The organism is Oceanisphaera sp. (genome assembly GCF_052084945.1).
Lineage (GTDB): Bacteria > Pseudomonadota > Gammaproteobacteria > Enterobacterales > Aeromonadaceae > Oceanimonas.
The window spans coordinates 1-12,336 of record NZ_JBQDEX010000089.1; the positions used below are offsets into that span (position 1 = coordinate 1).

General features: G+C 48.1%; 10 protein-coding genes. 7 read left to right on the forward strand and 3 right to left on the reverse strand.

Annotation, left to right across the window (positions count from 1 at the left end):
* Window positions 1–95: 95 nt before the first annotated feature.
* Window positions 96–1,496, reverse strand: a complete 1,401-nt coding sequence (asnS, locus tag ACTHY5_RS08875) for an asparagine--tRNA ligase (RefSeq protein ID WP_441878814.1) — start codon at window positions 1,494–1,496, stop codon at window positions 96–98.
* A 122-nt stretch (window positions 1,497–1,618) separates the two neighbouring features.
* On the opposite strand from asnS, the gene ACTHY5_RS08880 reads away from it, so the two are divergent.
* Together ACTHY5_RS08880 and ACTHY5_RS08885 are read left to right on the forward strand one after the other, a co-directional pair.
* Window positions 1,619–1,963, forward strand: coding sequence for a hypothetical protein (locus tag ACTHY5_RS08880; RefSeq protein ID WP_441878816.1), 345 nt, complete (start codon window positions 1,619–1,621; stop codon window positions 1,961–1,963).
* A 132-nt stretch (window positions 1,964–2,095) separates the two neighbouring features.
* A complete protein-coding gene (locus ACTHY5_RS08885) occupies window positions 2,096–4,081 on the forward strand; it encodes a sensor domain-containing diguanylate cyclase (RefSeq protein WP_441878818.1) in 1,986 nt (661 codons plus the stop codon).
* Window positions 4,082–4,198: 117 nt separating this feature from the next.
* On the opposite strand, the gene bioA is transcribed toward ACTHY5_RS08885, so the two are convergent.
* Window positions 4,199–5,497, reverse strand: coding sequence for an adenosylmethionine--8-amino-7-oxononanoate transaminase (gene bioA, locus ACTHY5_RS08890; protein WP_441878820.1), 1,299 nt, complete (start codon window positions 5,495–5,497; stop codon window positions 4,199–4,201).
* Between the two features lie 121 nt (window positions 5,498–5,618).
* On the opposite strand from bioA, the gene bioB reads away from it, so the two are divergent.
* The 5 genes from bioB to htpX all read left to right on the forward strand — a co-directional run bounded on the left by bioB (window position 5,619) and on the right by htpX (window position 10,671).
* Window positions 5,619–6,680, forward strand: a complete 1,062-nt coding sequence (bioB, locus tag ACTHY5_RS08895) for a biotin synthase BioB (RefSeq protein WP_441878822.1) — start codon at window positions 5,619–5,621, stop codon at window positions 6,678–6,680.
* A 353-nt stretch (window positions 6,681–7,033) separates the two neighbouring features.
* Window positions 7,034–8,173: an 8-amino-7-oxononanoate synthase gene (bioF, locus tag ACTHY5_RS08900; protein ID WP_441878824.1), complete on the forward strand. Its 1,140-nt coding sequence runs from the start codon at window positions 7,034–7,036 to the stop codon at window positions 8,171–8,173.
* Window positions 8,174–8,219: 46 nt separating this feature from the next.
* Window positions 8,220–9,029 (forward strand): malonyl-ACP O-methyltransferase BioC, encoded by an 810-nt coding sequence (gene bioC, locus ACTHY5_RS08905; protein ID WP_441878826.1) that lies wholly within the window; start codon window positions 8,220–8,222, stop codon window positions 9,027–9,029.
* The gene (gene bioD, locus ACTHY5_RS08910) at window positions 9,022–9,714 is read left to right on the forward strand and encodes a dethiobiotin synthase (RefSeq protein WP_441878828.1); all 693 of its coding nucleotides are present in this window, start codon (window positions 9,022–9,024) and stop codon (window positions 9,712–9,714) included. Before bioC ends, bioD begins: the two co-directional genes overlap by 8 nt.
* Before the next feature lie 87 nt (window positions 9,715–9,801).
* Entirely contained in the window at window positions 9,802–10,671 is an 870-nt protein-coding gene (gene htpX / locus ACTHY5_RS08915) for a protease HtpX (RefSeq protein WP_441878830.1), read from the forward strand.
* Between the two features lie 131 nt (window positions 10,672–10,802).
* Here htpX and ACTHY5_RS08920 read toward each other — a convergent pair whose 3' ends face one another.
* Window positions 10,803–11,891 (reverse strand): methyl-accepting chemotaxis protein, encoded by a 1,089-nt coding sequence (locus ACTHY5_RS08920; RefSeq protein ID WP_441878832.1) that lies wholly within the window; start codon window positions 11,889–11,891, stop codon window positions 10,803–10,805.
* Window positions 11,892–12,336: the final 445 nt, after the last annotated feature.

Here is a 12,336-nt window from a genome sequence, read left to right on the forward strand (position 1 = left end):
TCTGCGATAAAGGTAGTGCTTTTTTCGCAGGCGCGGATAATAAAAAACCCCGCAGTTGCGGGGTTTTGCTTTTTTAGGCGAATATAAACTATCGCTTAAAAATCGGCGTGGCGTGGCGTGCGAGGGAAGGGGATCACATCGCGTACGTTGCCCATGCCGGTGACATAAGCAATTAAGCGCTCAAAGCCTAAACCAAAGCCTGAGTGTGGCACAGTGCCGTAACGGCGCAAGTCACGGTACCAACCGTAATCTTCAGGGTTTAAGCCCATTTCCACCATGCGCGCATCCAGTACTTCTAGTACCTCTTCACGCTGTGAACCACCAATAATCTCACCAATGCCAGGAGCTAATACATCCATGGCGGCCACGGTTTTACCGTCGTCGTTGAGCTTCATGTAGAAAGACTTAATGTCTTTCGGATAGTTTTTAACCACCACTGGCGCTTTAAAGTGCTGTTCTGCTAAATAACGTTCGTGCTCAGACGACAAATCAATGCCCCATTCCACGGCAAACTCAAACTTCTTACCACTGTTGATTAAGATTTCAACGGCGTCTGTGTAATCAACCTGGGCAAAGTCTTTGCTGACAAAGTCTTGCAAGCGAGTGATAGCGTCTTTATCAATACGCTGCGCGAAAAACTCCATGTCATCCATACGCTCGGTTAATACCGCATTAAACACGTATTTCAGCATGTGTTCGGCAAGGTGGGCGACCTCATCTAAATCAGCAAACGCCACTTCAGGCTCTACCATCCAAAACTCGGCTAAGTGACGGCTGGTATTAGAGTTTTCAGCCCTAAAAGTGGGACCAAAGGTATAGACCTTGCTCATGGCACAGGCATAAGCTTCGGCGTTTAGCTGGCCTGATACCGTTAAAAAGGTTTCTTTACCAAAGAAGTCTTCACCAAAGTCCACGGCGCCTTGCTCGGTGCGTGGCAGGTTTTCCAGATCGAGGGTCGATACCCGAAACATTTCACCGGCCCCTTCACAGTCAGAGGCGGTGATCAGGGGCGTGGCAACCCATGCATAACCGTTCTCATGGAAAAAGCGGTGAATGGCTTGGGCTAAGCAGTTACGCACACGGGTCACGGCGCCCATCATATTGGTACGAGGGCGCAAATGTGCATATTCGCGCAAGTACTCAATAGAATGGCGCTTAGCAGCCATAGGGTAGCTGTCGGGATCTTCTATCCAGCCAATCACCTTGACCTCTGTGGCTTGCAGTTCAAAGTTCTGACCCTTACCTTGAGAGGCGTCTACAGTACCGGTGACTTCAACAGAGCAGCCGGTGGTTAAGCGTATCACCTCAGACTGATAATTCTCGACGCTATTGGGTACCACAGCCTGCACCGGATTAAAGCAGCTACCATCGTGGATGGCCAAAAACGAAATACCCGCCTTAGAATCACGGCGAGTACGAATCCATCCCTTAACGGTAAGGGTGGTACCAACGGGATATTTACCCGCCAGCACATCAGTTACAGATGCGTGGGTCATGTGAAATCGCTCTCCAGCGTTAACTAAAATCAGCCATTGCTGATATAATAAGTGCATTAAGGCGACTAATGTTACCCGTGTAAACTCAGGACTCAAGCAAAAAGTTGCAGTAGGAGGCGGCGATGGCAGCGCGGCGTTTTAATTGGTTAAGCAAGTTACTGATTGCGATGACGGTCGGCGGCTGGGTACTTTACATTCTGTTATTGGTGCTATTTCACTATGGCCGACCGGAACAAGAGTTTGGTTATTTACGCTATCAAGATATTAGTGTGAGAGCGCAGTGGCTCACTTTGCATCTATTTTGGGTTTATGCCGGTATTGCGGGAGCCTTAGGGGTTGCGGTGACCACTTTTACTTTAGTGCACCTTAAAGGGCGCCGTCATCTACAATACCTTAAAGTTTATTTAGTGATGCTGGCTGCTGCTAGTCTGTTCACATTACTGCTGATTACTTTCTCGCCGCGCTAGCGCGATGAGCTTCATGTGTTAACATGTAAAAGCTTAGCTTTAGTATTTACTTAATGATGGAGCCATTTTAATCATGGCTCTATTTTCTGCTTGCTGATTTGTTATCAATCCTAGTTCGGACTTCTATACAGAATGATATTTACGCGTTTTATCCTGCTGTTTTCTCTGCTGTCAGCATTAGTGTTGGCCATCACCTATCCTATTTATGCTCAGTATTATCAGGGGCTGCAAGATAGAATATTGGCCAATGAAGAAACGTCTGTGGTGGCCGCCAGTCAGATGATTCAAAAAGAAATGTACGAACAGCTGCATTTAATGACCATGATGGCAGACGCGGCACCATTAATCGATTACGTCACACACGGGCGGCCAGAGCAACGGGTCGCCCTAGAAACTTTTTTTAACAATGTCTCCACTAACTTTCATCGCTTTGATCAAATTCGCCTGTTAGATAATTCTGGCTATGAACTGGTTCGAATTAATTTAGAACAAGGTCAAGGAACAGTTGTTGCGCAAGCCGAGCTACAAGATAAATCACAACGTTATTACTTTACTGAAGCGAAAGACTTAGCCGACAATCAAGTATTTGTATCGCGCCTCGATCTTAATATAGAACAAGGCCAAATTGAGCTACCGCATAAGCCTATGCTGCGCTTTTCTACACCCATATTAGACCGCAATGGTGAGCGAGCCGGAGTACTGGTACTTAATTATCTTGCTAAGGGCATGCTAGAGAGCTTTCGTCGACAAATGTCACGACGAGTTGATCAACAAGGTATGCTAATAGACCCAGAAGGGTACTGGTTAAGTAATCATGAGCGCAGTAACGAATGGGGGGCTGATTTGGGGCGCCCTGAGCATACTTTTGCGCGTACTTACCCAAAAGCCTGGGCTGAAATATCGGCTGCGGCGTCTGGCACTATTGCCACCGAACAAGGGCTGTTTCGCTTTCAGAGTATTAAGCCTTTTAATTTTGCTGATTCTCAACATGCACATTTTAAAGCCGAGCATTACCCGTTATTTGCTCCGCAGTCGATGGCTAATACCGACTGGAAGCTGGTGATTTTTGTGCCTTATGAGTTAATTCAGTCACGCTCTTTCTTATATCAGCCCTTGGGGCAATCCTTGGTGGCGTTAGTGGTGTGTTTACTTGCGGGAGCGGCACTATTAATTGCTATTGTTACTGCCCAGCAAAAAATGCGCTCGCGTGAGCAAAAAGAGCTGAATGAGGTGCTGAGTGATCTGTACGACAATGCTCCTTGTGGCTATCACAGTCTTGATGCTAAGGGTGATTTTATTCGCATTAATCAAACCGAACTTGAGTGGCTAGGCTATTCGCGAGAAGAAGTATTGGGTCAGCCATTTATATCGTTTTTAACCCCCGAGAGCCAAATGCGCTTTCAGGAGTTTTTTGATGCCTTAAAAACCAAAGAGCAGATAGAAAGTGTAGTGTTAGAAATGCAATGTAAAGATGGTGCTACCTTTTATGTCTCAAGCTCAGCGACGGCGCTAAACGATCAAAGTGGTCATTTTGCCGTGGCCCGCACCAGCGTGTTTGATATTACCGACCGCATAGAGCTTGAGAAAAAGCTAGCAACATTGGCCAACATTGATGCACTCACTAATATCAGTAATCGGCGTCACTTTTATGAGCGTGCCAGCTTAGAGTTTAAGCGTGCTGTGCGTTATCAACATCCGCTTGCAATACTAATGTTTGATATCGACTACTTTAAGCGAGTGAATGATACGTACGGCCACGATGGTGGTGACGTGGTACTTAAACGACTGGCCAGCACCGTTGATCACAGCCTACGAGACTTAGATGTTTTTGCTCGCTTTGGCGGTGAAGAGTTTATTGCGCTACTTCCTGAACTCTCGCCCGAACAAGCAGCCCTGGTGGCTGAGCGTGTGCGCCAAGAAATAGCTGACTTGCAAATTGAGTTACCCTCGGGCGAAACCATGAGCGTTACCATTTCGATTGGGGTAGCCATGCTCGACGCTTGCGATCAAGGGCTAGATGCCCTGATCAAAAAAGCAGACTTGGCCTTATATCAAGCCAAAGAGCAGGGCCGCAATCGGGTGATAGAGTACAGCCCGAGCAAGGAGGCTAAGCCTTAGACCATACGCTGTACAGCCTTACGCTGTACGCTTGGAGTGGCCTGACAAACCGGTGTTTTGTCGTTAACGTATGGCGCATGGCGTACGGCGTTTAACGATCGGCAGTGTTTCGCGGTGCTACCCCTCACACACGGCCAGCATAGCGCGCGTTAGCTGGCTGAGTTGCTCGGGGGTAATAATATAGGGCGGCATAATATAAAGCAGTTTGCCAAATGGGCGGATCCACACCCCAAGCTCGACTAATTGCGCCTGCACTTGTGCCACTGCTAGCGGCTGATGCAATTCAATTACACCAATCGCGCCCAACACCCTGACATCCGCCACTCTAGTCTGCGCTAAAGCTGGGGCCAACTCCTTAACTAATTGTTGTTCAATACGATTAACCCTTTGTTGCCAAGGTGAGCTGAGTAGTAGCGCTAAGCTGGCTTTTGCCACCGCACAGGCCAAGGGGTTAGCCATAAAAGTGGGGCCGTGCATTAACACTCCCGCCGGGCCATCACAAATAGTATTGGCCACATGCTGGGTGGCAATGGTGGCGGCCATTGTCATATAACCGCCGGTGAGTGCCTTACCAATACACATAATATCTGGGGTAATATCCGCCCATTCGCAGGCAAATAACTTACCGGTGCGACCAAAACCTGTGGCTATTTCATCAACAATTAATAGCACATCATACTGGCTGCATAGCTCCCGCGCGCCCTTCAAGTATTCTGGATGATAAAAACACATACCGCCGGCGCCTTGCACGATGGGCTCTAATACCAATGCGGCTAATTCATGATGGCGGCTAGCCAATAATGCGCTTAACGGGGCTAAATCAGCGGGATCCCACTCACCGCCAAACCGGCTGGTGGGGCTTTCTATAAATACATGCTCGGGCAAGAAACCTTGATATAAACTGTGCATGCCGCCATTAGGATCACACACACTCATGGCACCAAAGGTGTCCCCGTGATAGCCCTTATTCAGTGCGGCAAATACCGTTTTAGGGGTGCCCTTACCGTGCCAATATTGAATAGCCATCTTTAATGCCACTTCTACCGACACTGATCCTGAATCGGCAATAAAAAAGCGATCTAACCCTGTGGGTAATATGTCGGTTAAAGCACGGCATAAATCAATGGCCGGGTCGTGGGTTAAACCACCAAACATCACATGCGCCATTTTGCTGACCTGCTCATTTACCGCTGCATTCAGCTGAGGCACATTGTAGCCATGTAAACAGGCCCACCAAGACGACATGCCATCAATTAAAGCGGTGCCATCTTCTAAATATAAATACACTCCCTCGGCGCGTTCTACCTTATAACAAGGCAGGGGGCGAGTCAGCGAGGTATAGGGGTGCCATATATGTTGTAAGTCAAATTGGTGCTGGCTAAGAGAGGAGGTGGTATTAGGTGTCTTGTTGGTCATAATATAGTCAGTAGTAAACCCGTGTGTTTATTTATGGTTGACAGGTTAGCATTGCGCCTTACACTAGCCAACCCAATCCCACTTCGTTTACGCCCAAACCATAAAGGATACCCGTAAGTTGATGAGCCAGCCCTCTTTACATCGTGCGCACATTAGCCGTGAGCAAGTTCTCGCCTTATTCGACCGCCCGTTATTTGATTTATTGTTTGAAGCCCAGCAAGTGCACCGTACACATTTTGATGCCAACGAAGTGCAGGTAAGCACCTTGCTCTCTATTAAAACCGGCGCTTGCCCAGAAGATTGCAAATATTGCCCGCAAAGCGCGCGTTATAGCACCGGCCTTGAAACCGAACGCTTAATGGAAATGGAAAAAGTCATAGAGCGCGCTAAAGAGGCCAAAGCCAATGGCTCTAGCCGCTTTTGCATGGGGGCGGCGTGGCGTAATCCTAAAGAGCGCGATATGCCGTATTTAGAAAAAATGGTGCAAGAGGTTAAGTCGTTAGGGCTTGAAACCTGCATGACACTGGGCATGCTTAACGACCAACAAGCCACGCGCTTAGCTGATGCCGGTCTTGACTATTACAACCACAATCTCGATACCAGCCCTGAGTTTTACGGCGATATTATTACCACCCGCACCTATGCCGATCGACTCAATACGCTTGAAAATGTGCGTAACTCCGGCATGAAAGTGTGTGCAGGGGGCATTGTCGGCTTAGGCGAAAGCATGGATGATCGCGCCGGCTTATTACAAGCATTAGCAAACCTACCTCGCCAGCCCGAAAGTGTGCCTATTAACATGTTGGTGAAAGTCAAAGGTACACCCATGGAAAATCAAGCTGACTTAGATGACTTTGATTTTATTCGCACCATTGCCGTGGCGCGCATTTTAATGCCGCAAAGTCATGTGCGCTTGTCTGCTGGGCGTGAAAAAATGAACGACCAAATGCAAGCCATGTGCTTTATGGCCGGGGCTAACTCCATCTTTTATGGCTGTAAGCTGCTTACCACCCCTAACCCAGATGAAAACAGCGACATGCAGTTGTTTAAACGCTTAGGCATTCGCCCCAGTGGCTTAAATCAAGATTCAGGCATCAGTCAAAAGCCAGACGAAATGGCCGAAATTGAGCTACACGAACAACTCGCCGCCCAAGCCGAACCTACTTTGTACTACGAAGCCTAAAACACAGCGGTCAGCTAAAAGAAAAACATTAAAGCTTTCTCTGCAACGGAATCCACAGAAGAACACGGAAAAATAGAGATCAGATCTAAAAAGAGACTTCGATGGTAAGAGATAGACAGCTTCAACCGATGTGGGGCTGGCTTTTACCATTAAGGTATTGTGCTCTTATGTTGAGCTTTTCGTGGATTTCGCGGGTTTCGTTGCAAAAATAGGTTTTATCTTTAGCTCTGCACTGTGTTGGTATTTTGTAGAGGTGGCTTACTTGGATGAAAAATTCGACCGCTTTAAGCTTGGTCTCTGACATTTTTGTTAGTCTGACAGCTTAAGGCTTATAGCTTACAGCTGAGGTATTTATGCCCTTTAATTTAAGCTTGGCAGAGCGGGAGGCGGCGGGCTTGCGCCGTCGATTACCCGCGGTTGATAATGTGAATGGCCGTCAGTTAGTTAGCCAAGGCAAGGCGTATTTAAACTTTGCCGGTAACGATTATTTAGGCTTAAGCCAAGCGCCTGAGCTGATAAAAGCGACCGCCCATGCGGCGCACGAATTTGGCGTGGGGGCGGTGGCCTCGCCGTTAGTGGTGGGTCACCATGCCATTCATCGCGAGCTTGAAGCTGAGCTGGCTGATTGGTTAGGGCTTGAGGCGGTCATGCTATTTAGCTCCGGTTTTTCGGCTAATCAGGCGCTAATTAAAGCCTTGCTCACTAAAGAGCACACTCTTTGGCAAGACAGGCTTAACCATGCCTCTTTGCAAGAAGCCGGCCTGTTAAGCCCAGCGCGCATGCAGCGTTTTGCTCATAACGACATGGCGCAGCTGGCGGCTAAACTTAAGCCGCAAAGTGGGCTCATTGTATCAGAGGGCGTATTTAGCATGGACGGCGACCAAGGCGATTGGCAGGGGTTAAGTCAACTTGCCGCACACAGCCAAAACTGGCTCATGATTGACGATGCTCACGGCCTAGGCGTACTGGGCAAGCAAGGGCGGGGTACTTTAAGTGAGCAGGGCATAGCCGCCGATAGTGTACAGGTTCATATGGGGACTTTTGGTAAAGCTTTAGGAGTGAGTGGCGCCTTTATTGGCGGCAGTCGGGCACTGATTGATTACTTACATAATCATGCCCGCAGTTATGTGTACAGCACCCACTTGCCGCCGCCGCAAGCGGCGGCCATTTTAGCGGCCGTTCGTGTGGTACAAACAGCCAATCAACCCAGAGAACAGTTACAAGCGCGCATTGCACAATTTACAGCCGGAGCCGCTCAGTTACCGCTCACTCTGATGCCTTCTACTACCGCGATTCAGCCATTATTAGTGGGTGAAGAACAAGCTTGCATGCAGATAGCGAACCAGCTGCGTGAACGCGGGTTTTGGGTGGGTGCCATTCGACCACCCACAGTACCTAAAGGCTCCGCCAGATTACGCATCACCTTAAGTGCCGCTCACAGCAAAGAAGATCTCAATGCCTTGCTAAGCGCTTTAGCTGTCGGCATTGCGTGAGCGCCTTTAGTCTTTAAGCATTAAAATGGGTTAAGCAATATTACTTATGGCCACTAATTTTCCAGCGAACCGCTCTGTCTCGATAGACAAACAAAAGGTGGCCACTGCTTTTGGCCGTGCGGCCCACAGTTATGAGCAACATAACGAATTACAACGCCGCTCGGGCAACGCCTTATTGGCCTTGCTTGATGAACACCTGACGCGGTCTGCGCCTCAAAGCATGCCCGAGAGAGGACTAGATTTAGGCTGTGGTAGTGGCTGGTTTTTACCTCTGTTGCAGCCTAACGCCAAACAATTGCTGGCGCTGGATTTATCACAGACAATGTTGCAACAGGCCAAACGTAAAGCTGAAATTCTCGCACTTTGTGGTGACATGGATGCACCGCCAGTAGCTGAACACAGCCTTGATTGGATTTTTGCTAATTTATGCATGCAGTGGAGTCACTCACCGGCAAATTGGTTGTGTAACTGGAGCCAATGCCTTAAACCCGGTGGCGTATTAGTGTTTGCCACCTTATTAGAGGGCAGCTTAAAAGAGCTCAGTGACTGTTGGCAGCAACAAGGCCAGCCCAACCCCATTAATGCTTTTATCAGCCAAGCCAGTTTAGAGCAGCACCTGTTAGCCACCGGTAAGCGTTGGCAATGCCAAGCAGATACTGAGCAGCTAAGCTTTGCCACTCTAAAAGATCTCTTGTTGAGTCTAAAAGGCATAGGGGCAAATCGAGTAACCCAAGGGAAGCGCTCAGGTTTAATGGGAAAAAACACCTGGCAGCAGCTCAATCTAATCTATCCTACTAATCCCCAAGGCCAGTGCCTGGCCACCTACCAACTGGCTTATGGAGTTATTTATGGTTAACACTTTTTTTGTAACTGGCACCGACACAGACGTGGGCAAAACCTTAGTCACAGAGGCCCTAATGCAAGCAGTAAGAGACTCCGGCCTAGATGTTGCAGGTTATAAGCCGGTGGCATCGGGTTGTGAGCTGATTAATGGTCAACTAAAAAATAAAGACGCCCTAATGTTGCAAGAGGCATCTTCCATCGACGTGCTTTATCCAGAACATAACCCGTATGCCTTCGCCCCCGCTATTGCCCCCCACATTGCTGCGGCACAAGCGGGGGTGACCATTAACCTAGATAAACTCAGCGCAGGCTTAGCGACGCTAAAAGCCAACCAAGCCGAATGGATCTTTGTCGAAGGTGCGGGGGGCTGGCGCTTACCCATTAATGAGCAAGAATATTTATCTGACTGGGTGAAAAAAGAGCAGCTGCCAGTGATCTTGGTGGTGGGGGGGCGGTTAGGCTGTATCAATCATGCGTTATTGACCCTAGAAGCCATTGAACGGGATGGCCTGACGCTGGCCGGTTGGGTGATCAATCAGGTCTCACCGAATATGAGCCATTACCCAGAAAATGTAGACACCCTAAAGCAGCGTATTAGTGCACCACTACTTGGCGAAATCCCTTGGTTAGAGGGCAAGCCTACAGAGAGTGTCGATCAATACCTTAATATTGATGTATTATTTAACGATTATTCTTAAGTGATACCTTGAAATGGCGCTAAATGGCCGCATTACTGACATACAAGTTTAACCCCCATTTGAACACTCTTTAATTTAAGGAAAAGTATGAAACGCATTTTGTTGTTTATTGCAACTAACTTGGCAGTGGTGCTGGTGCTAGGCGTAGTGCTAAACATTGTGTTTTCGATGCTCGGCATAGACCGCAACAGCATTGGCGGCTTATTAGTCTTTTGTGCGATATTTGGTTTTGGCGGCTCTTTTATCTCACTGCTGATTTCCAAGTGGATGGCCAAGCGCGCCTATAATGTACAAATTATTGATCAGCCACGTAATGAAGTAGAACACTGGTTGCTGACCACAGTCACTCGCCAAGCGCAACAAGCCGGTATTGGCATGCCAGAAGTTGGCATTTATAACTCAGGCGACATGAACGCCTTTGCCACCGGTGCCAGTCGCAACAGCTCATTAGTAGCCGTTTCATCAGGCTTAATGAATAGCATGAGCCGCGATGAAGCCGAAGCCGTATTAGCCCACGAAGTTAGCCACATTGCCAACGGTGACATGGTCACAATGACCTTGCTACAAGGTGTGGTAAACACCTTTGTGATGTTCTTTGCTCGTATTGTTGCCAACCTTATTAGCAGCGCGATGAGCCGTGATGATGAAGAGGGCGGTGGCTTAGGTGGCCTAGCCTACTTTGGTGTGGTGATGGTGCTTGAATTAGTGTTTGGCATGATAGCGTCTATTATTGTGATGTGGTTTAGCCGCTACCGCGAATACCGTGCCGACGAAGGCTCTGCACGTTTAGTCGGCAAAGAAAAAATGATCGCGGCATTGCAGCGCCTAGGCCAAGGTTCACAAGCAGAGTTAGAAGGCTCACTCGCCGCCTTTGGTATTACTGGCCGCGGCAGCAGCGAGCTGTTTATGAGCCACCCACCGCTCGAAAAGCGCATTCAAAGCCTGCGCAATCTGTAAAGTAGCGAAGTAGCGTCGTACGTTAATCGCTGTATACCATACGTAAAAACACCGCTTGCATGGGCGGTGTTTTTGTTGGTGTCTATCTAGTCGCGGTACGCTTTACGCCGAGCGCTCGGCGCTGCTTTTCATTAACCATTAATCAAGCGGCGCAGCTTGGTCATCACATCCAAGTTATTATTTTCCATCGCGGTTAGTGCCGTTAACGCATCGTCGTTACGCTGATCATGGTGTGCTTGCACAGCCTCTTTTGCGTAAACATGCACTAAACGGTGTGGCTCTTCAATAGCGGCATAATCTAGACGACCCGCATAGTTTTCGCGGCCACTTCCCTGATAATACCACTCACCCAAACGGCACTGAGTTTCATCAGGTAAGGCATCCGCTTGCACACTCGAAAGGCCAGATAATATTTGATACACAGTCAGTTTGATTTCTAGCTCTTCTAGATTTGCTAACTCAATTTCAGACAAAATAGCCGCATCACCTAACGCGTTAGAAGAGGTGTTAGCCAGCTCAATCAGTGTTAATAAGCGCGTTCGTGCCGACTCTGCTTCTTGTGCAAGCTGTTCCATTTCTACGCTGTTATCACGGCTCACACCGGCGACCGCCACGGTTTGGTTACGAATACGGGCAATCACCGAATCAATCTCTTTAGTGGCATCACTGGTGCGCGATGCCAAGCTGCGTACCTCTGTGGCTACCACACTAAAGCCCCGACCATGCTCACCGGCACGCGCCGCTTCAATACTGGCATTAAGTGCTAATAATGACGTTTGCTCAGACACCCCATCAATCACATGCACTAGGTTAGTGATGCCATTGGTGTCAGACTCCAGCGACCCTATTTGTTGGGCCGACTCCATGGCGTGGGCTTTGGCCTCATTTAACTGATCCACTAAAGTGTGCATCCCATCGCGCACATGCTCAGATTCATCACGGGTTGTTAGCGCTTCGTCACGTCGTGTACCTAGCATTTGCGATAACTCAGAAAATGAACCTTTTAGCTCAGAGAGTGAATGGCCAAATTGGCCTAAGCCCGACATCAATTTATGGCCCAAATACAACTGACTTTTAGCAGACTGTAACTCAGCGTCTTGCTCACGTAACTGTTGTTCTAGTTGCTGCTTTTCAGCGACTAACTGCAGTACCTCTTGTTGAGAGTGAGTTAACTGAGCGGAAAGCTGCGTCGCCTTTTTCTTATTCGCACTAAAAAACATGCCTAGCCTCTGTTGCTGTCGCCCTCTGCTTCACTATGCGCCTTAGATCTTATACGGCAGCCAAATGGAGAGTTAGAGCGGCATCTTAATTGTCATTTTATATGCGTATTTAACCATAAACTTCCTGTGTAGTGCGAGAGTTATTCTCATTTGCTCTATCACTAGGTTGCTACTACTGATTTTGTGCATCTAAGACTAAATAAACTTGAACCTCAGACACTTTTTTGCTCTTAATAACATTATTATAATAAAAACAAAGTCGACAAGATGATAAAAAATAAAATAGAAAGTCGCTTTTGGCTAATTGAGTTATTAGCTAATTGGGAAGGGCGTATTACTTGCGGCCACTTACAATATTATTTTGATTTAGGTCGGCAACAGGCCAATAAAGTCATTAATCAGTATCAAGAAGCGTACCCTAACGGAATTGACTACTGCGCTTCGG

Excerpts from the sequence above, each read along its gene's own strand:
- asnS (WP_441878814.1), bottom strand. The coding sequence starts at position 1,496 with ATGACCCACGCATCTGTAACTGATGTGCTGGCGGGTAAATATCCCGTT.
- ACTHY5_RS08880 (WP_441878816.1), top strand. The coding sequence starts at position 1,619 with ATGGCAGCGCGGCGTTTTAATTGGTTAAGCAAGTTACTGATTGCGATG.
- ACTHY5_RS08885 (WP_441878818.1), top strand. The coding sequence starts at position 2,096 with ATGATATTTACGCGTTTTATCCTGCTGTTTTCTCTGCTGTCAGCATTA.
- bioA (WP_441878820.1), bottom strand. The coding sequence starts at position 5,497 with ATGACCAACAAGACACCTAATACCACCTCCTCTCTTAGCCAGCACCAA.
- bioB (WP_441878822.1), top strand. The coding sequence starts at position 5,619 with ATGAGCCAGCCCTCTTTACATCGTGCGCACATTAGCCGTGAGCAAGTT.
- bioF (WP_441878824.1), top strand. The coding sequence starts at position 7,034 with ATGCCCTTTAATTTAAGCTTGGCAGAGCGGGAGGCGGCGGGCTTGCGC.
- bioC (WP_441878826.1), top strand. The coding sequence starts at position 8,220 with ATGGCCACTAATTTTCCAGCGAACCGCTCTGTCTCGATAGACAAACAA.
- bioD (WP_441878828.1), top strand. The coding sequence starts at position 9,022 with ATGGTTAACACTTTTTTTGTAACTGGCACCGACACAGACGTGGGCAAA.
- htpX (WP_441878830.1), top strand. The coding sequence starts at position 9,802 with ATGAAACGCATTTTGTTGTTTATTGCAACTAACTTGGCAGTGGTGCTG.
- ACTHY5_RS08920 (WP_441878832.1), bottom strand. The coding sequence starts at position 11,891 with ATGTTTTTTAGTGCGAATAAGAAAAAGGCGACGCAGCTTTCCGCTCAG.